This window comes from Micromonospora sp. LZ34, from assembly GCF_052981855.1.
Map to the genome: position 1 here is coordinate 1 of NZ_JBRIQN010000020.1, position 25,715 is coordinate 25,715.

The 25,715-nt window shown below is 70.0% G+C and carries 19 protein-coding genes; 9 read left to right on the top strand and 10 right to left on the bottom strand.

Features of this window, described 5'->3' with window-relative positions; translation table 11 throughout:
• Positions 1-554: 554 nt before the first annotated feature.
• Positions 555-1,844: a tyrosine--tRNA ligase gene (tyrS, locus tag ACVCAH_RS21030; RefSeq protein ID WP_447137988.1), complete on the bottom strand. Its 1,290-nt coding sequence runs from the start codon at positions 1,842-1,844 to the stop codon at positions 555-557.
• 95 nt (positions 1,845-1,939) lie between these two features.
• Between tyrS and ACVCAH_RS21035 the strand changes: the two genes are divergently transcribed.
• Positions 1,940-2,329, top strand: coding sequence for a PaaI family thioesterase (locus ACVCAH_RS21035; RefSeq protein WP_447137883.1), 390 nt, complete (start codon positions 1,940-1,942; stop codon positions 2,327-2,329).
• A gap of 60 nt (positions 2,330-2,389) precedes the next feature.
• Here the strand turns inward: ACVCAH_RS21035 and ACVCAH_RS21040 are convergent, their stop codons facing one another.
• Entirely contained in the window at positions 2,390-3,721 is a 1,332-nt protein-coding gene (locus tag ACVCAH_RS21040) for a hemolysin family protein (protein WP_447137884.1), read from the bottom strand.
• A gap of 126 nt (positions 3,722-3,847) precedes the next feature.
• Positions 3,848-4,483 carry a hypothetical protein gene (locus tag ACVCAH_RS21045; RefSeq protein WP_447137885.1) on the bottom strand — a complete coding sequence of 212 codons (636 nt, stop codon included), beginning with the start codon at positions 4,481-4,483 and terminating at the stop codon, positions 3,848-3,850.
• 400 nt (positions 4,484-4,883) lie between these two features.
• Here ACVCAH_RS21045 and ACVCAH_RS21050 point away from each other — a divergent pair, with 400 nt between their 5' ends.
• From ACVCAH_RS21050 to ACVCAH_RS21065, 4 genes are read left to right on the top strand one after another with little or no spacing between them, the layout of a single operon-like run.
• Positions 4,884-5,957, top strand: a complete 1,074-nt coding sequence (locus tag ACVCAH_RS21050; protein WP_447137886.1) for a Gfo/Idh/MocA family protein — start codon at positions 4,884-4,886, stop codon at positions 5,955-5,957.
• Complete coding sequence (locus tag ACVCAH_RS21055) at positions 5,954-6,919, top strand: NAD-dependent epimerase/dehydratase family protein (RefSeq protein ID WP_447137887.1); 966 nt, start codon at positions 5,954-5,956, stop codon at positions 6,917-6,919. Before ACVCAH_RS21050 ends, ACVCAH_RS21055 begins: the two co-directional genes overlap by 4 nt.
• A 20-nt stretch (positions 6,920-6,939) precedes the next feature.
• The gene (locus tag ACVCAH_RS21060) at positions 6,940-8,052 is read left to right on the top strand and encodes a DegT/DnrJ/EryC1/StrS family aminotransferase (RefSeq protein ID WP_447137888.1); all 1,113 of its coding nucleotides are present in this window, start codon (positions 6,940-6,942) and stop codon (positions 8,050-8,052) included.
• Positions 8,052-8,753 (top strand): acetyltransferase, encoded by a 702-nt coding sequence (locus ACVCAH_RS21065; RefSeq protein ID WP_447137889.1) that lies wholly within the window; start codon positions 8,052-8,054, stop codon positions 8,751-8,753. The genes ACVCAH_RS21060 and ACVCAH_RS21065 overlap by 1 nt, the downstream gene beginning before the upstream one ends.
• 86 nt (positions 8,754-8,839) lie before the next feature.
• Here ACVCAH_RS21065 and ACVCAH_RS21070 read toward each other — a convergent pair whose 3' ends face one another.
• Entirely contained in the window at positions 8,840-10,531 is a 1,692-nt protein-coding gene (locus ACVCAH_RS21070; protein ID WP_447137890.1) for a DUF4082 domain-containing protein, read from the bottom strand.
• A gap of 378 nt (positions 10,532-10,909) precedes the next feature.
• Positions 10,910-12,700 (bottom strand): hypothetical protein, encoded by a 1,791-nt coding sequence (locus ACVCAH_RS21075; RefSeq protein ID WP_447137891.1) that lies wholly within the window; start codon positions 12,698-12,700, stop codon positions 10,910-10,912.
• Positions 12,701-12,813: 113 nt separating this feature from the next.
• On the opposite strand from ACVCAH_RS21075, the gene ACVCAH_RS21080 reads away from it, so the two are divergent.
• On the top strand, positions 12,814-14,169 hold the full coding sequence (locus ACVCAH_RS21080; protein ID WP_447137892.1) for an acyltransferase family protein: 1,356 nt from the start codon (positions 12,814-12,816) through the stop codon (positions 14,167-14,169).
• Here ACVCAH_RS21080 and ACVCAH_RS21085 read toward each other — a convergent pair.
• The 3 genes from ACVCAH_RS21085 to ACVCAH_RS21095 are packed head-to-tail and all read right to left on the bottom strand — an operon-like array spanning position 14,132 to position 17,599.
• Positions 14,132-15,148: a hypothetical protein gene (locus ACVCAH_RS21085; RefSeq protein WP_447137893.1), complete on the bottom strand. Its 1,017-nt coding sequence runs from the start codon at positions 15,146-15,148 to the stop codon at positions 14,132-14,134. The two genes, ACVCAH_RS21080 and ACVCAH_RS21085, sit on opposite strands and share 38 nt — an antisense overlap.
• On the bottom strand, positions 15,145-16,479 hold the full coding sequence (locus ACVCAH_RS21090) for an MFS transporter (protein ID WP_447137894.1): 1,335 nt from the start codon (positions 16,477-16,479) through the stop codon (positions 15,145-15,147). The genes ACVCAH_RS21085 and ACVCAH_RS21090 overlap by 4 nt, the downstream gene beginning before the upstream one ends.
• 4 nt (positions 16,480-16,483) lie before the next feature.
• Positions 16,484-17,599: a DegT/DnrJ/EryC1/StrS family aminotransferase gene (locus ACVCAH_RS21095; protein WP_447137895.1), complete on the bottom strand. Its 1,116-nt coding sequence runs from the start codon at positions 17,597-17,599 to the stop codon at positions 16,484-16,486.
• Between the two features lie 615 nt (positions 17,600-18,214).
• Here ACVCAH_RS21095 and ACVCAH_RS21100 point away from each other — a divergent pair.
• Genes ACVCAH_RS21100 through ACVCAH_RS21110 form a run of 3 tightly spaced genes read left to right on the top strand, consistent with a single transcriptional unit; the run spans position 18,215 to position 21,216 of the window.
• The gene (locus tag ACVCAH_RS21100) at positions 18,215-19,057 is read left to right on the top strand and encodes a thiamine pyrophosphate-dependent dehydrogenase E1 component subunit alpha (protein ID WP_447137896.1); all 843 of its coding nucleotides are present in this window, start codon (positions 18,215-18,217) and stop codon (positions 19,055-19,057) included.
• Entirely contained in the window at positions 19,054-20,079 is a 1,026-nt protein-coding gene (locus ACVCAH_RS21105; RefSeq protein ID WP_447137897.1) for an alpha-ketoacid dehydrogenase subunit beta, read from the top strand. The genes ACVCAH_RS21100 and ACVCAH_RS21105 overlap by 4 nt, the downstream gene beginning before the upstream one ends.
• A gap of 9 nt (positions 20,080-20,088) precedes the next feature.
• A complete protein-coding gene (locus ACVCAH_RS21110; RefSeq protein WP_447137898.1) occupies positions 20,089-21,216 on the top strand; it encodes a biotin/lipoyl-containing protein in 1,128 nt (375 codons plus the stop codon).
• Positions 21,217-21,240: 24 nt separating this feature from the next.
• Here ACVCAH_RS21110 and ACVCAH_RS21115 read toward each other — a convergent pair whose 3' ends face one another.
• Positions 21,241-22,293, bottom strand: coding sequence for a glycosyltransferase family 2 protein (locus tag ACVCAH_RS21115; RefSeq protein WP_447137899.1), 1,053 nt, complete (start codon positions 22,291-22,293; stop codon positions 21,241-21,243).
• A 66-nt stretch (positions 22,294-22,359) separates the two neighbouring features.
• A complete protein-coding gene (locus ACVCAH_RS21120) occupies positions 22,360-25,713 on the bottom strand; it encodes a DUF4082 domain-containing protein (protein ID WP_447137900.1) in 3,354 nt (1,117 codons plus the stop codon).
• Between the last annotated feature and the right edge of the window lie 2 nt (positions 25,714-25,715).

A 25,715-nucleotide genomic window follows, 5' to 3' on the forward strand; every position in this document is an offset into this window, starting at 1 on the left:
TCCGGGGTATAAATCAAATTGGCACTGGCTTATCAAGCACCCTGTTGAGTTCTCAAAGAACAACCACACACCATCCGGAAACCCCACACCGTGAGGCCCCCATCCGGGGCTGTCCCACCCGCCGCTCCCGCGCCGGGCACTTTTACTACGTTACCCGGTGGTTTCCGCCGTGTCAAACCGGTGTTTCGCGGTTTGCCATGCTTTCCACCCATTCTCCGGGCACCACAAACAGCCCGGCTCACGCCGTTCCGATCGTGGATTTCGGCAGGCCGGCCGCCGCGGTTTCCCGCTAGCTCGCCCGGTGCCCTGCCGGTCGTCAACCATACCCGGTCGGTTCCGCCTCACCAAATCCGCCTCGCGGCGAATCCGGGGCACCGCCCGGTCCAGGCTCACGATGAGTTCAACCCATCGGACCCTGAGGTTGTTCCCGCGCTCCGGCCTTTGGACTTTCGCCCGTTTCGTCCGTTCCGCGCTGACAGAGAGAAAGTTACGCGCCCGGCGGATTGATCGTCAAATCCGCCGGGCGCGTCCCCCGTCACACCGTCGACGTACGGCTATCTCTCCACCTCGACCCCGGCGAAGGACCGCTTGCCGCGGCGCAGCACGAGGTACCGGCCGTGCAGCAGGTCCTCCGGCGATACCACCGCGTCGACGTCGGTCACCCGGTTGTTGTTCACGTAGGCGCCGCCCTCGGCGATCACCCGCCGCGCCTCCTTGTGGCTCGGCACCAGCCCGGACTCACGCAGCAGCGCCGCCACATCGGGCAGCTCGCCGCCGACGTGGACCAGGCCCGCCTCGGTCAGCGCGGCACGCAGCGTGGCCGGGGTGAGCTCCGCCAGCGAGCCTCGGCCGAAGAGCGCCTGGCTCGCGGCGACCGCCTGGGCCATCTCCCGCTCGCCGTGCACCAGTGAGGTCAGCTCCTCGGCGAGCGCCCGCTGGGCCAGCCGCGCCGCCGGCCGCTCCGCGGTCTCCTTTTCCAGCGCCTCCAGCTCCTCGCGGGAGCGGAAGCTGAAGAACCGCAGGTACCGGTTCACGTCCCGGTCGTCGACGTTCACCCAGAACTGGTAGAAGGCGTACGGGCTGGTCATCTCCGGGTCGAGCCAGATCGCGCCGCCCTCGGTCTTGCCGAACTTCGTGCCGTCCGACTTGGTGACCAGCGGGGTGGTGAACGCCTGCACCGGGCCGGCGCCCCGGCGGCGCACGTAGTCGACCCCGGCGGTGATGTTGCCCCACTGGTCGGAGCCGCCGAACTGGAGCTGGCAGCCGTGTCGACGGTGCAGCTCGAAGAAGTCGTTCGCCTGCAGCAGCTGGTAGCTGAACTCGGTGAAGCTGATGCCGCTGTCCAGCCGCGCCTTGACCACCTCCCGGGCGAGCATCTTGTTCACCGGGAAGTGCTTGCCGACATCACGGAGGAACTCGACCACCGACATCTCGCCGGTCCAGTCCAGGTTGTTGACCAGTTGCGCAGCGTTCTCTCCGGTGTACGAGACGAACGGGGCGAGCTGGTCGCGGATCCGAGCCACCCAGCCGGCGACCACCTCCGGCGGGTTGAGCGTGCGCTCCGCGCTCTCCTTCGGATCACCGATCTGGCCGGTCGCCCCGCCCACCAGCAGCAGCGGGCGGTGCCCGGCGAGCTGGAGCCGGCGTGCCGTGGTGACCTGCATGAGGTGGCCGACGTGCAGGCTGGGCGCGGTGGGGTCGAAGCCCACATAGAAGGCGGCTCCGGGGCCGTCGAGCAGCGGGCGCAGCTCGTCGAGGCCGGTGGAGTCGTGGATCAGGCCACGCCACCGCAGGTCTTCGGTCAGGGAGTCCCGCCCGGGTGGCGGGAGGCTGGTGTCGGTCACGGTCACCGATTCTCCCCCATCCCGGGCGTCGACCCGTACCGGGTTTGCGACTCGGCGCCGGATACGCTGGCGCTTTCATGATCGAGGAGGGCTGCGTGGAGACGACGGAGGTGGCGGGCGGCTTCGTCGCCCTGCTCGGCCTGAGGTTCGACGAGGTGACCGGCGACCGGGTGGTCATCCGCTGGCAGGTCCGCCCCGAGCTGCACCAGCCGTACGGCATCCAGCACGGCGGGGTGTACTGCTCGGTGGTGGAGACCGCGGCCAGCGTGGGCGCCGCCCTCTGGCTGGCGGACCGCGGCCAGGTGGTCGGCGTGTCGAACCAGACCGACTTCCTGCGCGCGGTGCGCAGCGGCGAGCTGACCGCGGTGGGCACCCCGGTGCACCGGGGCCGCAGCCAGCAGCTGTGGCAGGTGGAGATCACCGACGCCGACGCCCGGCTGGTGGCCCGCGGCCAGGTCCGGCTGCAGAACCTCTACCCCGCCTGACGGTCGCGACGGCGACCGGCCGGGCTGCCGGGAGCGGCCGCCCGCCGGCGCGTGGACCGGTCAGCCACCCGCCCGGTCCAGCACCGGCTCGGCGTCCGGATCCGGGTCGTCACCGCCGGGCTCGGCCTGGCGGCGCGCCCGCACCTCGGTGATGGCGCGATGCGCGATCCGGGTGACCACGAGGTCCCAGCCGTCGACGGTGACGCTCTCCCCCGCCACCGTGGGAATGTGCCCGAGGCAGGCGAGCACCAGCCCGGCGACGGTGGTGTAGTCGCCGTCGGGGCGGCCGGGCAGTTCGACACCGACGTCCGGCAGGTCGTGCACCGGGAAGGTGCCGGGCAGCAGCAGCGCGCCGTCCGGCTCGGTGCGCACCGAGCGCACGTCCCGGTCGGTCTCGTCGTAGATCTCGCCGACGATCTCCTCGAGGATGTCCTCCAGGGTGACGATCCCGTCGACCGCGCCGCGCTCGTCCACCACCAGGGCGATGTGCTGGCGTTCCGCCTTGAACTGGCGCAGCGCGTCGACCACCGGCAGCGAGTCCGGCAGCAGCATCGGCGGGCGGACGCGCTCGTCGATCGGCCGGTCGTCCGGTACGCCGACCAGGTCCCGCAGGTGGATCACCCCGACCGCGTCGTCGAGGCCGCCGTGGCGCACCACCGGTGCCCGGGAGTGCCCGGACGCGGCGAGCACCAGCCGGGCGGCCTCCGCGGTCGTCCCGCTGTCCAGCGTGAAGACCTGCAACCGGGGCACCAGCACGGCCCGCAGCTGCCGGTCGGCGATCTCCACCGCGCCGGCGATGATGGTCTGCTGCTCCTTGGTGAAGCCGTGGTTGCCGGCCACGATGTCGCGCAGCTCGTCCGGGCTGATCTCGTCGCGCTGCGGTTGCGGGTTCAGCCCGACCAGCCGGACGACCAGGTCGCTGGTGGCGCCGAGGGCCCAGACGGCCGGCCGGGTGAGGGAGGCGAGCAGGTCCAGCGGGCGGGCGACGAGCAGCGACCACCGCTCGGGCACCTGCATGGCGATCCGCTTCGGGGCCAGCTCGCCGAAGACCAGGGTGACGAAGGTCAGCGCCAGGGTGACCACCACGATGGCGACCGGTTCGGCGGCGCCGCCGAGCGCGCCCAGCAGCGGCACCAGCGGCCGGGCCAGCGAGACCGCGGCGGCGGCCGAGGCCAGGAAGCCGGCCAGCGTGATGCCGATCTGGATGGTGGCCAGGAAGCGGTTCGGGTCGGTGGCGAGGCGGGCCAGCACCCGGCCGGCCCGACTGGTGCGCTCCAGCCGCTGGATCTGGCTGTCCCGCAGCGAGACCAGGGCCATCTCGCTGCCGGCGAAGAGGGCGTTCAGGACGACCAGGACTCCGACCAAGGCCAGCTGGCTCCAGTAGCTCTGCACGCCCGGTTCTCCCTCGCACGGACCACGCCGACCGGCGCCGCCGGGCGGAGGCCCCGCCGGCGTACGCGCATCAGTGCCCCGCGGACCGGGTGGTGAATCCTGCCTCCGCCGTCCGGGTGACCGGGGCTACGCCCGCTCGCCGACCGGCAGGTCCAGCACGTACGCGTCGCCCTCCGGGCGGAAGCCGAGCCGGTGGTAGTAGGGGGCGACCATGCCGGGCGGGCTGACCACCCGGCGGAAGCCCCGGTCGGTGAAGAGGCGGCTGCGCCGGTAGACGAACTCCCCCGGGGTGAAGTCACGGAACCGCTGGGTGACGTAGTCGAGGTCGATCTGGGCCACGCCGCCGGGCTCGGCGTGGGAGAGCACCACCCCGACCACCTCGTCCGCGCGGACCACCAGGAACGCCGAACGCTCGGCCGCGGTGCCGAGCGGCCAGTGGAAGCCGGGGTTGAACCGGGCGATGTCGGCGCCGTGCACCCGCAGCGTGTGGGCGAGGAACTGGTCGTCGACGCCGACCTCGACGACCTGGTAGGTCTCCTCGTCGTGCCGGGTGGCCAGCATCTTCCGCAGGTACCAGATGTTGATCACAGCCAGCACCACGTTCAGCCCGACCATGGGCCACACCCGCACGGTGGCGTTGTAGCCGATCAGGATGAAGCAGCCGAGCAGGTTGAGAGCGCGCAGCCGCAGGATGCGCGTCTGCAGCAGCGACCAGACCAGCAGCGCGGAGCCGGCCCAGCCGACGAGTTCCAGCCAGTTCACGCAGGCGAGGGTAGTTCCCCGGCTGTTCCAGCCGGTGGCCGGGACGCCGCGGCCGAGGCGGCGGCTGCTGCTCGACGACAGGTTGCCGGCCGATCGAGACCGGCGCAACGCAGCCGGCCGTCTCTCGTTCCCTCCCCAGTGCGTGATCTTTTTTGTGAATTGGAAACCGTAGACGGCCGACAGCAAGGCCAATGTCAGAAAGCCGACCCAGTGCCGCAGAAGGGCCCATTCGAGGAGGGCCGACAAACCAAACGGACCGGTCGACCCCGGCGGCACCGCCGGAATTCCGGATCGGTGCTGGCGCACCGGACGACGACCTCGGTAGCTTGCCGAATGGACGTCCCCACTAACTCCCCGCTCAACCGAATGCGTCCGCTTCTGACTAGCGAAACGGAAATCCGTGAACTCATCGCCCGATGCCGCCGAGGAACCGATCGGCGTGGCCGTGATCGGCGCCGGTTACTGGGGGCCGAATCTCGTCCGCAACTTCCAATCCTCCCCCGAGTTCCGGCTGCGCTGGCTCTGCGACCTCGAGGTCCGGCGTGCCCAACGGGTGCTCGGCGAGTACTCGACCGTCCAGGCCACCGACAACCTCGCCGCCGTGCTGGCCGACGACACGGTGCACGCGGTGGCCGTCGCCACTCCCGCCGGCACCCACCTAGAGGTGGCGATGGCGGCGCTGCGGGCCGGCAAACACGTGCTCGTGGAGAAGCCACTGGCGGCCAGCGTCGAGCAGGGGCGGGCGCTGGTGGCGGAGGCGGAACGCAGGGGACTGTCGCTGATGTGCGACCACACCTACTGCTACACGCCCGCGGTGCTGCACATCCGCGAACTGCTGCACGGCGGGGAACTGGGCGAGTTGCAGTACCTCGACTCCGTACGGATCAATCTGGGCCTGGTCCAGCGCGACATCGACGTGATGTGGGACCTGGCACCGCACGACCTGTCGATTCTCGACTTCATCCTGCCGAAGGAAGTGGCGCCGGTCTCCGTGGCGGCCCACGGAGCGGACCGGATCGGGGCGGGCCGGGCCTGCGTCGCCTACTTGACGCTGCACCTCAACACCGGCGCGATCGCCCACATCCACGTCAACTGGCTCTCCCCCGTCAAGATCCGAACCGCCATCATCGGCGGGTCGAAGCGAACGCTCGTCTGGGACGACCTCAACCCCAGCCAGCGACTCTCGATTTTCGACCGCGGCGTCGACGTGGCCTCGGCCGAGGAACTCGGCGACGAGCAGCGCCGGGACATGTTGGTGTCGTACCGCTCCGGCGACATGGTTGCCCCGGCGCTGACCGAGCGAGAGGCGCTGCGCACCATGGTCGATGAGTACGCCCGCTCGATCCGCAGCGGCCGGCCCGCCCTGACCGACGGTCGGGCCGGCCTGCGGGTGATGGCGGTCCTGGAGGCTGCCTCTCGCAGCCTCGCCGACGGCGGAAAAGTGGTCAAGATCAACGAATGGATTGAGGCATGAGTGCGGTTGCTATCGCCGGGGCACGCGCCCTGGTCACCGGTGGAGCGGGCACCATCGGTTCGCACGTCGTCGACCAACTGGTCGCCGGAGGGGCGGCCGAGGTCGTCGTCCTGGACAACTTCGTCCGTGGCCGGCGGGAGAACCTCGCCCGAGCCTTGCCGCACGGCAGTGTCCGACCCGTCGAGGGCGACATCCGCGACGTCGCGCTGGTCCACGAGCTGACCCGGGGCATGGACCTGGTCTTTCACCTCGCCGCCATCCGCATCACTCAATGCACCGAGGAGCCGCGGCTGGCCAACGAGGTGCTGGTCGACGGCACCTTCAACGTACTGGAGGCGGCGGCCGCCGCCCAGGTCCGCAAGGTGATCCTGTCCTCATCGGCCTCCGTCTACGGGCTCGCCGACGAGTTCCCGACCAATGAGCGACACCATCCCTACCACAACGACACCTTCTACGGTGCCGCGAAGGCGTTCAACGAGGGCATGCTGCGCAGCTTCCACAGCATGTACGGCCTTGACTACGTCGCCCTGCGCTACTTCAACGTGTACGGGCCCCGGATGGACATCCACGGCCTCTACACGGAGGTCCTCATCCGCTGGATGGAGCGGATCGAATCGGGGGTCCCCCCGCTCATCCTGGGCGACGGCCTGCAGACGATGGACTTCGTGCACGTCGCCGACATCGCCCGGGCCAACATCCTGGCGGCGCAGGCGGACGTCACCGACGAGGTGTTCAACATCGCCAGCGGCAACGAGACCAGTCTTCGGGATCTGGCCCAGGCGCTAAGCGACGTGATGAAGTCCGACCTCGCCCCCAACTTCGGGCCGCCACGGGCGTTCAACGGGGTCACTCGTCGGCTGGCAGACACCACGGCCGCCGCGCAGAAACTCGGCTTCCGCGCCGAGATCGGCCTGCACGAGGGGCTCCAGGGGCTGGTCGACTGGTGGCGGGCCGAGAAATGAGAGCCTCCCGGATCCCGGTCATGATCCCCCGACTCGGCGAGGACGAGGCGCAGGCCGCCGCCGACGCGGTCCGGTCGGGCTGGGTGGCCCAGGGGCCGCGGGTGGCCCGGTTCGAGCAGGAGTTCGCCGCCCTGGTGGGTGCCGGCCACGGCGTGGCGGTCAGCTCCTGCACCGCCGCGCTCCATCTGGCGTTGGTCGTCCTTGAGATCGGCCCGGGCGACGAGGTGATCGTACCCTCGTTCTCGTTCATCGCCACCGCCAACGCGGTGCGTTACGTCGGAGCCACCCCGGTCTTCGCCGACGTCGAGGTCAGCACCGGCAATCTGACGGTGGCGACGATCGACGCCGTGCGCACCCCGCGGACCCGGGCCGTGATCGCGGTGCACCAGGGCGGCGTACCCTTCGACGTCGCCGCACTGCGGGGCGCCGCCGACCGCTGGGGGGTGCCACTGATCGAGGACGCCGCCTGCGCCGCCGGGTCGACGGCATACGGGCAGCCGGTCGGCTCCGGCGCCACGATCTCGGCCTGGTCGTTCCATCCGCGAAAGTTACTGACGACCGGCGAGGGCGGGATGGTCACCGTGGACGATCCGGACTGGGCCACCCGACTGCGCCGGTTGCGCGAACACGGCATGAACGTCTCCGCGGCCGACCGCCACGCCAGCGCCCAGCCGGTACTGGAGGCCTACCTGGAGACCGCCTTCAACTACCGGATGACCGACATCCAGGCGGCGATCGGGCTGGTGCAGCTCGGCCGCCTCGCGGAGCTGGTGACTCACCGTCGCGCTCTTGCGGCTCGCTACCACGAGCTGCTCGCGGACATCGAGGGCCTGGTGCCGGTCCGGGACCCGGAGTACGGCGAGACCAACTTCCAGGCGTTCTGGGTACTGATCAACCGCGAGTACGGTGTGGGACGCGACGAGGTACTCGCCGAGCTGGCCGCCGAGGGTGTTTCGGCCCGGCGTGGCATCATGGCCGCCCACCTGGAGCCGGCGTACGCCGACGTGACGCCCGCGCCGCTGCCGGGGACCGAGCTGCTGACCCGCGACTCGCTGATCCTGCCGCTGCACCACGCGCTGACCGAGGACGATCAGGACCACATCGTCGCCGTACTGCGTAAGCTGGCGAGCTGATGCGCGACCTGGTCATCGTCGGCGCGGGTGGTTTCGCGCGAGAGACGGCCGCAGCGGTACGCGCGGTCAATCACGCCCGACCCACCTGGCGGCTGCGCGGGTTCCTCGACGACGATCCCGCACTGCACGGCACCACCCGGGCCGGTTTGCCGATCCTCGGCGGGATCGACCGGCTGACCGACATGCCGGAGACGGACGCGGTGGTCTGCGTCGGCAACCCGCGCGACTACGTGGCGCGGCAACGGATCGTGCGGCGACTGGCCCTGCCGGACGAGCGGTACGCCACGATCGTCCATCCGAGCGCCGACGTCGGCGCCAGCAGTCTCCTCGGTCCGGGCACGGTGCTGCTCGCCGGCGTCGTGCTCACCGCGGACGTGACGGTCGGCGCCCACGTCGCGGTCATGCCACAGGCCGTCCTGACCCACGACGACCGGGTGGAGGACTACGGGACCATCGCCTCCGGGGTTCGCCTCGGCGGGGGCGCAGTACTGCGCCTCGGCGCGTACGTCGGCGCGGGCGCCCTGATCCGTGAGGGTGTCACGGTCGGTGAGTGGTCGCTCGTCGGGATGGGTTCCGTGGTGCTGCGTGACGTACCGCCCGGCGAGGTCTGGGCCGGCAACCCGGCACGCCGGCTGCGCGCCGCCACGCAGCCAGCGGCGGCGGACCCAGCCCCGACCTCGTCCACACTGGCCAGCCGATAGCGGGCCGGGGTACACGAGGTCAGCGTCGCGTGCCCCGGCGTGGCGACCCGAAGGTTGGTCAGGAAGCCACGGTGGCAGGCCCTCACCTAGGCGGGCCTGGGGACCAACTGCTGAGTGGGGCTGCCGTCGATCGTGCCCACGACGTTGTTCGTCCACGCGGCAAAGGTGACGGAACATCCAGACCCGCACCCACTCGTGTGCCCCCAGTGGGTCGGCCCGAACACGTTGTTGTGCAGTCGCAGGCCCTCGCCGTCCTGCGCATACAGCCCGAACGCCCCGAGTGAGATGAAGCTGTCATGGACGTGGTAGTTCCGTAGCGTGGAGCCTCCCGCGCTCTGGGTGAACAGCACGGCGGTGATGGCCCGCCAGTAGTTCGGGATCGCCGCGCCGGTGTAGGCGTCGACCCCCGGCTCGAGCCGGCTGTGGCTGATCTCCAGCGGACCGGAGCCGCCGTAAGGGAAGACACCGCCGGTGTGGGCACGGGAGGGATCAGCCAGGTGAGTGATGTAGTTGTCGTGGAGCCAGCTGTACTCGATGGTGGTGTTCGCCCCGCAGAGGCACATCCCCCCGGTGTTCGCCACGTCCACGAGACTCAGATGAATCGTGCAGGTGTCGCAGTCGTTGATCGCGTGATCGGTCAACGGCGCGCTCGTTCCACCGAGACCGACCGGCTCCGGTCGGATGGTGGTGTTGCTTATGTTCAGCCGGAGGGTGCCCGAGGCATTCGCGTTGACGAGGATGGCGCGGTTGGTGGACCCGGGTGGCGGCGCAATGATGGAGTTCGTGATGTTGACGGTGCCGTGACAGTTCGTGCCGATGTAGATGAAGGCGTGGAAGTACTTGCGGTCGAGATTGACCGTGCCGTTGCACTCGTACAGATGCCACTCTTTGCTTGTGTTGTCGTGTGGGAACACTTCCTGGTAGCCGGCCGGCACCGGAAGCCTGGCATCGGACTGGCGATACCTGCCGACGCCGGGCGCGCCCACGGAGAAGCGCTCGGGGTATCTGCCGCCACCAGTGCTGTCGGGATTGCCGGTGCGGGTCGGACTCGGTCCGGGCGTGGAAGCGCTGGGGGTCGGCACCGCGGTCGGTGTGGCGCTGGGCGGTGTGGGGCGGGCGGACGCCGTCGTGGTAGTGGGCCGTGGGATGGGGCTGGACGTAACGGGAGCGCCCGGCTGGAAAACTGCGTCGACCCAGTAGTTGGTGGCCTTGTAGCCCTGCTGCGGAAATCCACTGGCGCCGTACTTGTACACGCCGTTGGGCCCGTGTGACCCGTCGGCCGGTGCGCGTAGTGGGCCCTGGCTGCGACCGGCGGCGAAGTAGTGGTCGTCGGCCGAGTACTGCCCGACGTCGGTGTGATAGGACACCACGTACAAGGCGTTGGCCCTGACGGCCACCGGAGCCGTGAACTGCCCGTACTGCCATCCGGACCGGGTCTCGTTCGTGAACCGTACGGTGGCCAACCTCGTGCCGTTGATCGCCCAGAGGCTGCCCGTGTGCACGCCGGTGTTCGTCGTCGCCTTGTAGAAGCGGACGCCGATGACGCTGCCGTCTTGAACTGCGGTGAATTTCAGCCCCAGCTCCACGGCCTGTCTGTCCGGATCGGTCACCGTCCCCGGCACCGCAGAGCTGCTCCACAGCGAATACGTTCCGGGGGGCGTCGCCAGGGGCTGGGCGCCGCTGGTGTTACTGAATGTGCGACTCGCCAGCGCCGTTCCGGAGAGCGCCAACGCGCCGGCAACGGCCAGCACGATGACCGCTCTTGATCTCCTGATCATGTGGTTCCCTTCTCCACACTGGTGTCACTCGGGCCGGGCCGGGGCGAACGCCGGTGACAGGAAGTTGGGTGGCGAGGACGTGGAAGGCATCTCTGTCCAACACGGATCAGCCGACAGCCGGGCGGAAACCCGCCACGCCGTAAACGGCCCGCGCCAACGTCGCTGGGCCTGCGAGCCCTCGGTTGACCTGTCCTGTGCGGGGCACACCAGCACAACGACTGAAATACCCGAAAGTCACCGGTACCGACGCTTGAGCCCACCCGTGAGCTGGCCCAACGCCGTGACCCGCGAAAACGAACGGTCAAGCCGCAGGGAGGAGAGAGTTGCGGTCCCGGATGGTGGGTGCGGCGCTCGATGTCGGCGCCGCGGCAGGTGGCCTCAGATGACGGACCGCGGTGCGGTGACGACGAGGAGGTTGGTCAGGAATGCCACGGTGGCAGCGTCGCTCGCCCGCCGCCCCGCGATCAGCTCGTCCAGCCATGCCTCCCGGACGATGCCGCTGTCGCGCAGCGGCGCAACGACGTCCGGCTCGGCTCGCCACTGCTGGACGACGAGCGCCGCCACCTCGGCCGCGCCCAGCTGCGCCCGACCGGAGTGGCGCAGCCGTTGCCACACCTTGCGGGAGAGCCTGCGCCCGTTGACCCGGGCCGCCGCCGCACGGTTGCGGATGCCGGGCTGCCCCAGCCGCGCGGGAACAAGCCCTGAATCCAGCGGAACCGCGGCCAGCTCAGGGTCGAGCGCGTGGATGAGCTGCCCGGTCAGTAGCAAGCTGCCCTTCTGGTCGGGCGACACCGAGTGCGCCAGCTGGATGAATCGCCGATCGAACATGGGGTTGATGAAGAAGCGGTTGACGGCCGCGACCGACCCGTGGGCCCCGGCCCACCGCTGCATCCGCTGATAGAGATAGAAGTAGTCGGTCGCCCTGAGCCACTGCTGCGGAGCGCCGTCGAAGGACGCCCTGATCCGGTCGAGCGAGTCGGTGCGGGCGGAGGCCACGAAGTCCGGTTCGAGTGCGGCGGGGTCAACCGCCTCGTTCGCATAGAGGCGCCAGTTCGCCAACTGGCCGATCAGGTGGGGCGTGGTGGTCGCAAGGCGGGGCTGGCCGAAGTAGTAGAACCCGCGGCAGGCTTCCCCGCCCAGGCCGGAGAGGCGGTGCCCCTGCTCGAGCCGGCTCTCGGCGAGGAGCAACGGTGCCAGGGCGAGCGGGCTGGCCATGCAGTCCAGCGCCGCCGCCGCCTGCAGCGCCAGGCGGTGGGCCGCGGCCGGCGTGACCGGCGGCTGCTCGTCCAGCCAGTGGACCTGCAGATCCAGCCCACACATCGCGCCCAACCTCTCGGCAAGCGTGGCGTCCGAGCCGCCCCGCACGTCGAGGGTGAGCGCGCGGAGCCCCCGGCGGGTTCCCGGGGACAGGGCCGCGAGCAGGACGCGGGTGTCCTGACCACCGGTCAACTGGAGCACGGTCGTGGGATGGTCGGCGACGTACGCCCGCAGGAACGTCCGCAGCATCCCGGCCATCTCGTCGACGACCTCGGGCAGGGACGGTGCCGGGCCGTCCAAGGCGAGTGACTGCTCGACATAGCGGTGCGTTTCCGCCCGGCCCGCGTCCAGCACCACCAGGCATCCAGCCGGCACCTTCTCGACCTGCGCGAAGACCGTGCCGAGCCCCACCTGCCAGCCCACCAGGCTCTGCAGGCCGAGCGCTGCATGGTCCAGTCCCGCGCCGGCCAGCGCACCAAGGGCGCGCGCACTCGTCGAGACTGCAGCGACGCCGTCGCCCTGCCACCAGAAGAGCTGCCGGAAGCCGAGCCAGTCGGTGGCCGCGACAATCGGCTCGCCGGGCCCGGAGTGGTGCGCCGCGGCGAACGGCGGCACCAGTTCGGCGAGAGCGGCACCGTCCGCTTTGGTGCCCTTGCGCAACTGCTCGGCCAACTTCACGGTGGGGACGTCGGCGCTGCGGGTACGAGCCGCCCGGCCCAGCCGCAGCGTGAAGGCCGCGTCGGCGTCGTCGACCCGATCGCCCGGGTCCGGGCCGCTGAAGGCGATCCAGCCGTCATCGGCGCGCAGCACTCGCGCGCCGTCGCCGAGGCAGGCGGCGACCTCGGCCCGGGGCGCCGCGCCGGCCACAGCCAGCCGGTGAGGGGCGTACGAGACGGCGAGGAACGACTTCATCTCGGCCGTCCCGTGGGCAGGCTCGCGGGCTCACCGTGGGCGGACATGGCGGCCAGCGTAATCAGCACCGACCGGCAGTGAAAGCGGTCCGAATACGGCAAAGGCGATATGCCGTGATAGATCTCCGGATCGTCGATGTCAACTTCCCGACGGAGGAAGACAGTTCTCTTCCGCCTGTGTCGTGGTTGACTTTCGCCGTGGTGGCCGGGATCCGAGCGAGGCACAATTTCGCTGATGCCTTTTCCTCGGCGGACAACAGCTTCGGATTTCTCCGGCTGATGTTCGCCTTTGCCGTTCTCGTGTCTCATTCTCTGCCGATCGGCTTCGGCGCGGACGACCCGGGGGGCCGCCTCACGAACGGCCAGACCGCGCTGGGTGATATCGGAATCCTGGGATTCTTCGTCATCTCCGGCTTTCTGATCACCCGCAGCGGGGCGCGGGTTCCGGTGCTGCGCTATCTCTGGCACCGCGGCCTTCGGATCCTGCCGGGCCTGTGGGTGTGCCTCCTGGTGACGGCCTTCGTCCTCGCGCCGATCGTGTCTCTCTGGGAGCGCGGGACTCTCCACGGTCTCTTCTCCCACGCCGCCGGGCCGTTCCAGTACGTCGTCCGCAACTCGTTCGTCGCGATCTGGCAGTACGGAATCTCGGGCCTGCTGCTGGACACGCCGTACGGGCAGCGCACCGGTACGTCGGTCTTCAACGGCTCGCTGTGGAGCCTCATCTATGAGGTGTTCTGCTATCTCCTCGTCGCCGGGTTGGCGGCCGTCGGAGTGCTGCGCCGGGCCAGGTGGCTGGTGACCATACTCGCGCTGGCCGGGGCCGGCGTCATGGTGCACGACCTGCTCCGGGCACCGGAGATCCCGGGGCCGCAGGGCGTGCACGGCCCGGTTTTTGGCATCAACGGGCTGGACAGCTACTCCCTCGTCTACCTGACCTACGTCTTCCTCCTGGGCGCCGTGTGCCAGCTCTACCGCGACAGGATCGTCCTCAACGACGGGCTCGCCGTCGCCGCCGCTGCCGTCGTGGTCGCGACCACGCAGTTCGGGGCCTTCGCGGTGCTGGGCTATCCGGCCTTCGCCTACCTCGTTCTGTGGCTGGCGGTACGCCTGCCGCGCTGGACGCGCCGGGTCGGGCGCCGGCACGACTACTCCTACGGCTTCTACATCTACGCCTTCCCAGTCCAGCAGCTTCTGGCCCTGGTGGGCGTGCCGCGGTTCGGCCTGGTGCCCTACATCGCGATCTGCACCATCGCCACCGTCGCGCTGGCAATTCCGTCGTGGCATGTCGTGGAACGGCCGGCGATGGCGCTGAAGGGCTGGTCCCCGCGCCGTGGCGCGGCGACAGCGGGCGCCCACCGCCCGGCGACCCCAGGTTCACCCCCGCGGCCCGACACCGAGCAGGTGCCCGCCGCCGTCGGGGCGGACCAGGCGGCTACCGTACGACCGCCGGCGACCAGGCGTCGCGGATGAACAGTTCGGCGGCGCCGCCGCCGTCCGCGCGCACGGCCCAGAGGTCACTTGTCGACGGTCCTTCCCCGTCGCGCGGCAGGCCGTAGATCACCCGGGTGTCGTCGAGCCACTCGATCTGGTCGTCGACGCTGCGCTGCTCGGCCAGGATGGTCGTCCTGGCGGTGGCGAGGTCGTACACCGCGATCCGCCAGTGCCCCGGCGCTTGGCCGGCCCGCGTCTTGAACGCGATCCGGGTGCCGTCCGGCGAGAGGGAGGGACACTCCGCGTCGTCGCGCAGCGCGACGACGCGCTGTCCGCCAAGGCTGCCCTGCACGAGCCAGGTCCTGCCGCCCGACGCCGCCGTCGCATAGAAGGTGTCGGCGTCGGCGAACGTAACTCCCCAGATGTTCCGGTCGCCGGCGGTCACGCGCTTGCCGCCGACGATCAGCTGGAACGACTCGATGTTGGTGGAAAGCCCGTCGACCGTCCTGGTCACAAGGGTCTCCGTGGAGAACTGGCCGGGCGTCGTGTAGCTGTGACCCGCCACGAAGGTCGTCGTCGCCACGAGCGACCCGTCGCGCGACAGCCGGGTACGGCTCGGCACCCCGGCGAGCGGCAGCTCCCGGGTGACCCGCCAATCCGGACCGAGCACCTGTGCGCGGTACGTCGTGACGAGGCCGGGCTTGGCGTACAGGCAGACCGCTTCGCCGCGCCGGGCGTAGACCCGGTCGCACGAGACGGGGGTGAACGTCCGGGGCCCGGCCGGCTCGCTGAGCGGGACCAGCGCCACCCGGCCGTAGTCGCCGCCGGCCGCGGTGCTGCGGAAGACGACATGGGGCACGCCGGTTACCGCGGCGAGCTCCCCAGGCGGGGCGGTCGGCGGCGGCGCGCTGGTCCCCTGCGTCTGCTCCCGACGCACTGAGTAGATGTAGCTCACCGTTCCCAGCAGGGTGATCAGGACGATGGCGGCCAACGTCCAGACCCGGGCGCGACCGCTCATCGCTGGTGTTCCGTCGCCTCGCCGACCGGCACGCCGACGCCGGGCACCTCGGCGGCGCCAGCCGGTCCGGCGGCACTGGCGGTAGTGCCGGCCGCGGACCCGGCGCGGTCCCGACCGGACAGCAGCCAGGCGGCCACCACCACTGCCGCCATCAGCAGGCCGGCCAACAGATGGAGGGCCTCCTGACGGCCGAGGAGCTGCCACAGGCTGCCGAAGGCGAGCGCCCCGCCGAACCGCGCGAGCACGACGACGGTCTGGGCCGCGGCGATACCACTCCCCCGCGCGTCGCCGGCCACCATGGGACTGACCAGTGCGGCGAGCACGCCGTCGGTGGCGGCGTAGAACGTACCCAGGAGGACCAGGGCCGCCACCGTCGCCGCCAGACCGCCCAGCGGCCCGCCGGCGACCAGATAGGCGACGAGCAGCGCCAGGTGGCCACCGACGAAGACGCGGGACCGCCCGAGCCGATCGGCCAGGCGCCCCAACGGGATCGCAAGGGCGAGATAGGCGACGTTGGTGCCGACGAACAGCAGCGGGAAGTAGCTCGCGGCGAACTGATCGCGCGCCTGCAACGACAGGTAGATGAACCCGTCGCCGATGGTGCACAGCCCCAGCACGCCGGCGGCGATCAGCGGACGTCGGAGCCCCGGACCGGTCACTTCCCGGAGCACCCGCCGGACCGGCAGGCTTCCGGTCGGCCTGCTACGCCGGTCCGGCACGAACAGGACCATGACGGCGACGCCCAGCACGGCGAAGGCGAACGACGCCACGAAGACCGCCGAATAGCCGCCGGGCACGATCCACAGCAGCGAGAACGCCACCAGCGGGCCGGCCGCGGCGCCGATGGTGTCCAACGTCCGATGAACCCCGAACGAACGCCCCAGCGTGCGCGGATCCGACGCCTCCGCGATGAGCGCGTCGCGCGGTGCGGTACGCAGGCCCTTGCCCATCCGGTCCGCGGTGACCACCGCGGTGACCGCGGCGAGCCCGTGCGCCGGCAGCATGGCCAGTCGGCTCGCCGCCGAGAGGGCGTAGCCGGCGGTGGCGACCCACTTGGGCCGGTGGGAGCGGTCGCCGAGATACCCGCCGAAGATCCGGACCAGCGCGCTGGCGCCCTGGTAGAGCCCGTCGACGACGCCGTACGCCAGCAGGCCGAGCCCCAGCTCGGCGGTGAGATACAGCGGCAGCACCGCGGCGATCATCTCCGACGAGACGTCGGTGAGCAGACTGACGATCCCGAGCAGCACCACGGTGGCGCCGACGCGGGGCAGTTTGCCACCGGTCCCGACGGCCGGATCCGCGCCCGGGTGGTCCCGGACCGATACGTACATCTAGCTACGCCGCGGACCGCAGGGCGGCCGCGAGCGCATCCACAACGGTTGCCTGCTGATCGGCCGTGATCTGCGGGAACAGTGGCAGAGACAGGATCTCGGTGGCGGCCCGCTCGGCCTGCGGGAAGCTGCCCGGCCGGTACGGGAGTTCCGCGAACGCCGGCGTCAGGTGGATCGGATACGGGTAGTGGATGCCGGCGCCGACGCCGGCCTCGTTCAGTCGCCGCAGGACCTCGTCCCGGCGGCCGGCGCCGCCGGGGATGCGCACCACGTAGAGGTGCCACACGTGCTCGTTCCCGGCGAGGACGACCGGGCGCGTCACCTCGAGCGGCGGAAGCAGTTCGTCGTAGCGGCCGGCAGCGGCGCGGCGGGCGTCGTTCCAAGCGGCCAGGCGGGTCAGCTTGGCCCGCAGCACCACTGCTTGCAGCGCGTCGAGCCGGCTGTTGACGCCGATCATTTCGTGGACGTACTTCACCAGTCCACCATGGCTACCCAGCGTGCGTACCACCGTCGCGAGGCCGGGATCGTCGGTGAGCACCGCCCCGGCGTCGCCGTACGCTCCCAGGTTCTTGCCAGGGTAGAAGCTGGTGGCGGCGACGCCGCCGGTGCCGGCGCCGGCACCGTTGCGGATGGCACCCTGGCACTGCGCGGCGTCCTCCACGATCGCGACGCCGCGGCCGGCGAGTCCGGTGCGCAGCCGCTCCACCGGGGCGAGCTGTCCGTAGAGATGAACGGGCACCACCGCTCGCGTGGCCGGGCCGACGGCGGCCAGAGCGGCATCGACATCGATGAGGTAGGTCGCCGGATCGATGTCGACGAGGACGACCCGTGCGCCGATCCGGGCCACGGCCTCGGCGGTCGCCACGAACGTGTTGGCCGGGAGCACCACCTCGTCGCCAGACCCCACCCCGGCCGCCCGCAGGGCGAGTTCGACGGCGTCCGTGCCGTTGGCCACCCCGACACAGTGCTGGACGCCCGAGAACGCGGCGAACTCCCGCTCGAACGCCGCGACCTCCTCGCCACCCACGAACGCAGTGTTCTCGATGACACGCTTGAAGCCGGTGCTGACGTCCTCGGCCACTTCGGTGTGAGCGGCCCGCAGATCGACGAGTGGAATCATGTGGCGCTACTCCATCTGCCGCGATTGCGGCCAGTAGGGTCAATCAGCGACCGAGCGGAAGCAACGGCGGCCGGAGGGCCCACAGCCTCGGTCGGCAAACCGTCGTTGGCGGTGGCGATCGCCGCGCAGACGGGTCCGCACCGCCCAACTTGGCTGGCAAGCTAGCAACCGGAGGTATTCGACGGCTGGATTGTGACGGGTATTTGGCAGAACTGTTCTCGTCACGCCCCATGCCGCACTGACTGGGCTAGTGTGCCAGCGACCGCGACGCGGCGGAGCCGCCGCACGGCCACGGGCAGCTGTCCATTCAGTCGGATCCCCCCGATCCACGTCGACACGGGATGGATAAAGGTTTCTCCTGCCCGACGGACGAAGCCCGGTAACGTGGCCGCAGCCCCGGGTCATTGCGAACCATGACGCGGAGCGTGCGTGCTGGAAAAGGAAGGCAGACAAGTGTCGACGGCAACCTCTTCGCGCGGCGTGCACCTGGCCGAACCCGAACTCTGGCCGGCGGCTGGTGCGGATCGCACCACCTCCCCGTACGTCCCGGGCCCTACCGACGAACGGCTCACCGGATTGCCCGGAGAATCCGACGAGTGTCGCCTCTACCGGCGCATGCGGTTTATCCGCCGCTTCGAGGAAACACTGCTCGCGCTCTTCGAAGAGGGCGTGCTGAACGGCACGACCCACGCGTGTATCGGTCAGGAGGCCGACGCGGTCGCGGTGATGGAGCACCTGGCCGAGGAGGACCACGTGTTCAGCAACCACCGCTGCCACGGTCACTACCTGGCCCGCACCGGCGACGCCCTCGGGCTGCTCACCGAGATCATGGGCAAGGAAGCCGGTGTCTGTCGGGGCATCGGCGGCAGCCAGCACATCTGCGCGCCCGGATTCAAGTCCAACGGCGTCCAGGGCGGTATCGTGCCGGCGGCCGCCGGGATCGCCCTTGCCGGCCAGCTGGATGGCGTCTCCCGGGTGAGTGTCGTGTTCATCGGCGACGGCACCCTCGGCGAAGGGCTGCTCTACGAGACGTTGAACATCGCCGCGCTCTGGCGGCTGCCGCTCCTGGTGGTCTGCGAGGACAATCGGTGGGCGCAGAGCACGCCGATCGGGGTCAACCTGGCGGGCAGCATGCCGGGCAGGTTCCAAGCCTTCGGCATCCCGGTACGCGAGGTGGACAGCACCGATGTGCTGGAGTTGCGCGAGGCCGCAGGTGCGGAAGTCGACGCGGTACGTGGTGGAGCCGGTCCCCGGGTCCTGTTGATCCACACCTACCGGCTATGCCACCACTCCAAGAGCGACGACGAGCGCCCCGCCGAGGAGATCGCCGCCCGGTGGGCTGTCGAGCCGTTGCTGGTCCATGGCAGCCGGCTCAGCGACGACGATCGGCAGGCCATCGACGGCGAAGTGGAGACCGCCCTGACGCAGGTGGTGGCGACGGCGAGGGCCCTGCCGTGATCTTCGCCAAGGAGCTGAACGAGACGCTGCGCACCTGCCTCGCCGATGACCCCCGGGTGGTCGTGCTCGGCGAGGACATCGCGGACCCGTACGGCGGTGCGTTCAAGGTGACCCGAGGTCTCTCCACCGCCTTCCCGGACCGGGTCCGTACCATGCCGATCAGCGAGGGCGCGATCGCCGGGATCTCCGCGGGGCTGGCGCTGGCCGGCTACCGGCCCATCGCCGAGATCATGTTCGGCGACTTCCTCACCCTCGTCTTCGATCAGGTCGTGAACCACATCGCCAAATACCAGGCGATGTACGCCGGCCAGGCGACCTGCCCGGTCATCGTGCGCGCGCCCTCCGGCGGTCACCGGGGATACGGTCCGACGCACAGCCAGAGCCTGGAGAAGCACTTCCTCGGGGTGCCACATCTGCGGGTCGTCGCCGCGTCGCTGGTACACGATCCCCGGACCGTCTTCGACGACTTCCTCACCCAGGACAGCCCGGTCCTCTACGTCGAGCACAAGCTGCTCTACCCACAGCACCTGACCGTACCCGAGCACGGGCGATGGGGAGACCTGCTGGCCACGCAGGACGCAAGCCCCGGCATGCTGCCGACGGTGTGCCTCTCCGCGGTGCCGCGCGAGGAATGCACGGTGACCGTCCTGGCCTACGGGTACCAGGCCATGCTCGCCGCGAAGGTGGTCGATCGCCTCGCCGTAGAGGAAGAGATCTTCGTCGAGCTGCTGGTGCCGGCTCAGCTCGCGCCGATGGACTGGGCACCGGTCGAGCGCTCCGTCGGCGTCACCGGCCGGCTGGTCACCGTGGAAGAGGGTAGCGGCGGTTGGTCGTGGGGCACCGAGGCGGCCGCGACGATCTCCCGACGGCTGTTCCGGGAGCTGCGCAGCCCCGTCGACGTCGTGGCCAGCGAGCCCACCGTCATTCCGTCGTCCAAAGCCAAGGAGAGCCGGATCCTGGTCGGCGAGAGCCGGATCGAGGCCGCCCTGCGTGCCGCGGCCGTCGAGCCAAACGTCCGTTGAGGAGAGAGTGTGAAGCCGGTAATCGTACCGACCAGCGACGTCAACAGCGAGCACGGCGTACTCGTGGCATGGTTTGTCGACGACGGGGCGAAGGTGGAAGCGGACACCCTGCTCGCCGAAATCGAGACCAGCAAGGCGGTGCTCGAGGTCGTCGCCCCCGAGGCTGGCATCGTCCTGCACCTGGCCGAGCGACTGCAGGAGGTCCCCCTCGCCGAGCCGATCGCCATGCTCTTCGAGACGTCGGCCGACCTTGCCGAGTACGTCCGGGAGCGCGAGACGCGGGCGGCGGCCGCGGCCGAGGCTCCGGCGCCCGTCCGGGCGAGCGCCAAGGCTGTGAAGCGGGCCGAGGAACTCGGCGTCGACCTAGCGGCCCTCCATCCGGGACGGCTGATCACCGTCAAGGACGTGGAGGAGGCCGCCCGCGAGACCCGCGTAGACTACGACGCCCTTCCGGTGCCGCTGACGGCCGCGCCGGGCACCCAGCGCGTCCTGCTCATCGGCGGTGGGCTGGGAGCCACCCAGGTCATCGACATCCTCAGGAGCTCCACCACGCAGCGGGCGGTCGCCATCCTGGACGACGACCCACAGCGGTGGGGTGCCGACGTGAACGGCGTACCGATCGTCGGCGGAACCGACCGGCTGGGCTCGCTCTTCGCTGCGGGCGCGTACGACGCGGCCACCGTTGCGATCAGCACATCGGTGGCGGCCCGGCGGCGGTTCCGCGAGGCGTGCCAAGAGGTGGCCATCCCCTTGGCGAATGCGATCGATCCCACCGCGAAGATCGCTACAGACGTGGAGCTCGGGCAGGGAAACGTGATCTGTGCCTTCTCGCACCTCGGCACGGGGGTCCGGATGGGAGACAACAACTTCCTCTCCGCCTACAACTCCTTCGACCACCACAGCCGGATCGGTTCCGACAATTCCACCGGCCCGTCGTGCGTCACGTCAGGCAAGGTGACCCTGGGCGACCGGGTGCGGCTCGGCACCGGGATCTTCATCGAGCCACACGTCGTCCTCGGTGACGGCGTCGCGGTCGCCTCCGGCGCGATCATCGTGCGATCTGTCCCCGCGGAGCACGCCGTCAAGACGAAGGTCGTGACGACGACGGTGGTGCCGGTGCAGCGGCCCGGACGGTAGCACCGCCCGGGCCGCGGGGCTTCGTCAGATGCCGCGCCGCTTCCATGACTGCCACCACAGCCACTCGCGGCCCTTGGCGGCGACCGCGGTGAGTACCAGTGGCTGGAGGTAGGGCATCGCTGTCGGCCCGATCCACTTCCGGATGCGTAGCCCTCGGTACTCCGGCAGCGCGCGGTACTCCGGCCAGCACTCCGCGGCGAACGCGATCAGCTCGTTCTCGGGCACGTGGGCCGTGCGGCCCCGATCGTAGGCCCGCATCGCGCGCCGGAGGGCGTAGCGGGCGAGGCGCCGGCGCACCATCGCGTCGAGCCGGTCGGCGTCCGGCAGCAGGTCGCCGCAGCGCCGCAACACCGCATCGTACGCGGCCCTGCGCTGGCGCAGGTCGGCCAACTGGCCGGCGTAGTCCGTCCGGGACATGTTGCTGCCGTGCAGGCGGTAGTACGCCTGGTCCGCCCCGCGCACGTAGCCGACGTCCGCGTGCGCGGCCAGCCGCATCCACATCTCGATGTCACCGGCGTGCGGCAGCTCGGGATCGTAGCCCCCCACCTTGCGCTGCAGATCGGTACGCACCACGACTTCCGGTGACGTGATGCACCCGGTGGCCTCGCGGAACCGCCGCTGCAGCCACCAGTGCCCGGGCCAGACGCTGTGCCCCAGGTTCCGGGTGCGCGCCGGCGGCGGCGGACCGGGATGGGTGAAGTGCACCGGGTGCCCGTAGACGAAGCCGACGTTCGGGTTGGCGTCCAGTACGGCTGCCGCCCGGGCCAGGGCTCCGGGCGTCAGGAGGTCGTCGGCGGAGAGCAGGACGGTGTAGTCGCCGTCCGCCCACTCCAGCAGGCCCTCGTTGTAGGTGGCGATGTGGCCCCGATTGGTGTCGTGGACCCGGACCTCGACCCGTGGGTCCGCCGCCGCGATCGCACGCGCCTTCTCCGCTGAGTCGTCCGGCGACGCGTCATCGATGATGAGCACGCGTACGTCGGCGCCGGGCTGATTGTCGAGCACGCTGCTCACGCATGCCCGGAGATAGTCCCCGTACCTGTAGCACGGAATGACCACGCTGACCGTACTCACTGACACCCTTCCGTTGGCCCGTCCGCGCCCAGTGACAGGGCCCGCACCCGTTCGATGCGAGCCCACCGCCGTTCACGGAGTCGTCGTGAAGACCACATCAACCCAGTAGTTGGCCGAATTCCAGGTGGAGGTCGGGAAGGCGACACCAGGACCGGACCGGAATAGGCCGTTCCCGCCATTCGGTGAATTGGCCACCGCCGTCAGCGGATAGGACACCGTCGGTTGGGCGAAATGGTTGCCGGTGTAGGCGTAATGGCCCACGTCCGTGTGGTACGAGACCACGTACGGCGTGTTGGCCGTGATGGGGACCGGCTCGTCGAACAGGAGTGTCTGCCAGCCGCTACTGCTCTCGTTCGTGAAGGTTCCGGTGGCGAGCTGCGTGCCGGTGTTCGACCAGAGGGCCCCGGTGTGCGTGCCGGTGTTGGTGCTGCCCTTGTAGAACCGCACGCCCGTCACGTAGCCGCCGACTGCCGAGGTGAACCGCATGCCCAGCTCCAGGGAATTCGCCTCGGGAGCGCTGGGAATCGCCGGCACCACGGAGTCGTTCCAGACCGAGCAGGGACAGCTGATCGACGTGCCGGTGGTGAAGGTCCAGGTGTACGGCGTCGCCATCACGTTGCCCCAGGCGTCGGTCGCCCGCACCGAGGCGGTGTAGGTGGTCGACGGGGTCAGCGCGTTCTGGGGCTGGATGGTCAGCTTGCGGGTGGTGTTGTCGTAGCGGAAGCCGGCCGCGACGGAGCCGGCGCTTGAGGTGAGCGAGTACTCGATGGTCTGGGGGTCGACATCGTGGCTGAAGGTCGCGCTCACCGTGGCGTTGAGCGCGACGTCCGACGCGCCCGCGGCCGGGCTCTTCGCGGTGATCGTCGGTGGCTCGGTCTCCGCCCCCACCGTGTCGACGACGACGTCGACCCAGTAGTTCGTGTTGTTCCAGCTCAGGTTTGGGAAGCCCCCGCCCGAGCCGTACCGGTAGACGCCATTGCTGCCGTCCACCCCCGACTGCAGCAGCCGCACCGCCGACAGCCCCGCGCCCTGATTGGCGAAGTAACTGCTGTTGTACGAGTAGTGCCCGGTGGGTGTGTAGTAGGACGCCACATAGGTGGTGTTGGCGGCGACCGGCACGGGATCGGCGAAGGCCAGCGTCTGCCAGCCGCTCGCGGTCTCGTTGGTGAACGTGCCGGAGGCGAGCAGTTGACCCGACGCGGTCCACAGCTTCCCGACGTGCGTGCCGGTGTTGGTGCTGGCCTTGTAGAACTTGACGCCCTTGACCAGGCTTGGCGCGCCGACTCGGAACTTCACCCCGAGCTCGGTGGGTGAGGGGTCGAACGAGTCGACTCCGGCGGGCGCGGCGGTGGACGGGAAGGCGGTGCAGGGGCACTGCTGGGGTCCGATGGTCACGCTTCTGGTGGTGACCGCGCCGATGTTCAGGCTGTCGTCGGAGGCCCGCGCCAAGATCTGTGCGGGGCCTTGGCTGCTTGGCGTCCAGGTGTAGGACCAGTTCGCCTGCCCGGAGGCCGACGCCCAGGTGGTGCCGCCATCGGTGGAGACCTCCACGCGCCCCAGTTGGCCGCCGCCGACCTCCGCCGCTGTCCCGGTGACGGTCACCGGTGTGAGGACCGGCAGGGTGGTACCGGCCGCCGGTGCGGTCACGGTCACCGTCGGCCCCGTGGTGTCGGTGGATTTGGTGGCGGCGACCAGGTTGGCCTGCCGGGTCATCGGCTGGGCGTCCATGTCGGCGAGGAGGTTGACCGTCGCCTGCTGCATGCGCTGGTCCTCGGTGCTGGGCAGCATCGTGTGCAGGCTGCTGAGCCCCCACGACCACTGCACAGTGCCGGCGCCGAAGACCAGGGCGCCAGAGGACTGGTCGCGATAGGCCATCAGGCTGTGCGTGGCGGTGCCGTTCCCGTAGTTGTTCCCCTCGTCCAGCAGCAACGTGCCGTCGGTGATGGCCAGCGTGGTCGACGAGAAGGCCATCGCGCCCGGCGGGCGGACGCTGTTCTCCACGTCGGAATCCCACTCGTACCCGAGCGTGCCGACAGGGAAGGTGGCCACCTGCCCGGGTGCCAGGTTGTTGATGGACGGGATGTTTCGCCACAGGCGGAGGTTCCGGTAGGCGGCCGGAACCGTGATCGCGTCGTTGCGGTAGCCGTTGACCGTGAAGATCGTTCCAGTGAGCTGGTTGGGCGGGGTGGCCCCGCCGGAGCCGGCGCCCACCGAGTCGACCCAGGTGCCGGTCCACTGCCCGCTCGGGTCCGCGATCCCGTTCGGCGGGTTCTGCCGCATCTTGGTCATCTTGTAGCAGACGAGGGTGCGGTTGTCGCCGCCGCCGCTGGCGACCGAGGGCTCCAGCCGGGTACGCCAGAAGATCTCGTTACCGCTGAAGAAGGCCAGGTTGACGCCGGCCTCGCGGGCGGCGACGACGTTGTCCCACTGGGGCTGGTTCCAGTACTCGTCGTGCCCGGAGGACATGAAGATCTTGTGGTCGAGCAGGATCGACGGTTTGGTACTCACGTCGATGCTCGAGGCGTAACTGACGTCGTAGCCGTTGCGCTCCAGCCAGTAGATCATCGGGTACTCGGCGGAGAGGATGCCGTTGTCGCCAGCGATCCGCATGGGACGGTTGTAGCTGACCTTGTAGGCGCGGCCGTCGTACGCCGGACCGCCGCCACCGTAGAGGTCCTGGCCGCCCCAGTCGTTGTACGCCTGCCAGGTCTGGTCCGAGGTCTGCACCAGGATGTCGGAGTGGTTCGATGCATCGGCTACGACGAACGGCACATGCGCGAAGCCCGCGCCGTTCGGCTGGTCGAGCGTCGCGAGGTAGACCCCGGAGACCGCGTCGGACGGCACCGTCCAGGTCACGTTGGTCGTCCAGTTGCCGCAGTCCACCAGTCCGGTGCTCGCGTCGTGCAGGCACGTCGGCTGGGTCCGGGCCGGGAAGCTGCTCGTCGGTGACGTCGGCATCCGCCGCGCGCCGTCACCGCCGTAGTAGCCGAGGCGGTAGAAGTCGACGTCGAACGTGGTCGGGGACTGCACCTTCAGCTGGAGCGTCTCGCCCGGTTGCACGCTCATCCGGGTGGCGAATCCTCCGATGTCTCCCCAGGCGCTTTCGCCGAACCAGTCCTCGCGCGGCGTGCCCTGTTTGGAGTTCTCACAGACAACGGGATTGAAGCCGGCGCCGCACGGGTCGGACACCGCGGAACTCGCTGACGCGGGCATCAGCACCAATGCTGCTCCCGTGGCCGCTGCTGTCGCGGCCCGAAACACCCGAGACCTCATATGTTCGCCTGCTTCTAAGGAATGGCCGCCGGACGGTACCGAGACTACGTAAACGCCGGGCGAATGCCAGATCTGCGGGTGTCGGCTTAAAGCACCGATCGGACAGTATCGCGTCGAGTGCGGCCGGACGATCGTTCGCCGCCGCGCAGCCATTC

Excerpts from the sequence above, each read along its gene's own strand:
- ACVCAH_RS21055 (WP_447137887.1), top strand. The coding sequence starts at position 5,954 with ATGAGTGCGGTTGCTATCGCCGGGGCACGCGCCCTGGTCACCGGTGGA.
- ACVCAH_RS21060 (WP_447137888.1), top strand. The coding sequence starts at position 6,940 with ATGATCCCCCGACTCGGCGAGGACGAGGCGCAGGCCGCCGCCGACGCG.
- ACVCAH_RS21065 (WP_447137889.1), top strand. The coding sequence starts at position 8,052 with ATGCGCGACCTGGTCATCGTCGGCGCGGGTGGTTTCGCGCGAGAGACG.
- ACVCAH_RS21070 (WP_447137890.1), bottom strand. The coding sequence starts at position 10,531 with ATGATCAGGAGATCAAGAGCGGTCATCGTGCTGGCCGTTGCCGGCGCG.
- ACVCAH_RS21075 (WP_447137891.1), bottom strand. The coding sequence starts at position 12,700 with ATGAAGTCGTTCCTCGCCGTCTCGTACGCCCCTCACCGGCTGGCTGTG.
- ACVCAH_RS21085 (WP_447137893.1), bottom strand. The coding sequence starts at position 15,148 with ATGAGCGGTCGCGCCCGGGTCTGGACGTTGGCCGCCATCGTCCTGATC.
- ACVCAH_RS21090 (WP_447137894.1), bottom strand. The coding sequence starts at position 16,479 with ATGTACGTATCGGTCCGGGACCACCCGGGCGCGGATCCGGCCGTCGGG.
- ACVCAH_RS21095 (WP_447137895.1), bottom strand. The coding sequence starts at position 17,599 with ATGATTCCACTCGTCGATCTGCGGGCCGCTCACACCGAAGTGGCCGAG.
- ACVCAH_RS21100 (WP_447137896.1), top strand. The coding sequence starts at position 18,215 with ATGCGGTTTATCCGCCGCTTCGAGGAAACACTGCTCGCGCTCTTCGAA.
- ACVCAH_RS21120 (WP_447137900.1), bottom strand. The coding sequence starts at position 25,713 with ATGGCTGCGCGGCGGCGAACGATCGTCCGGCCGCACTCGACGCGATAC.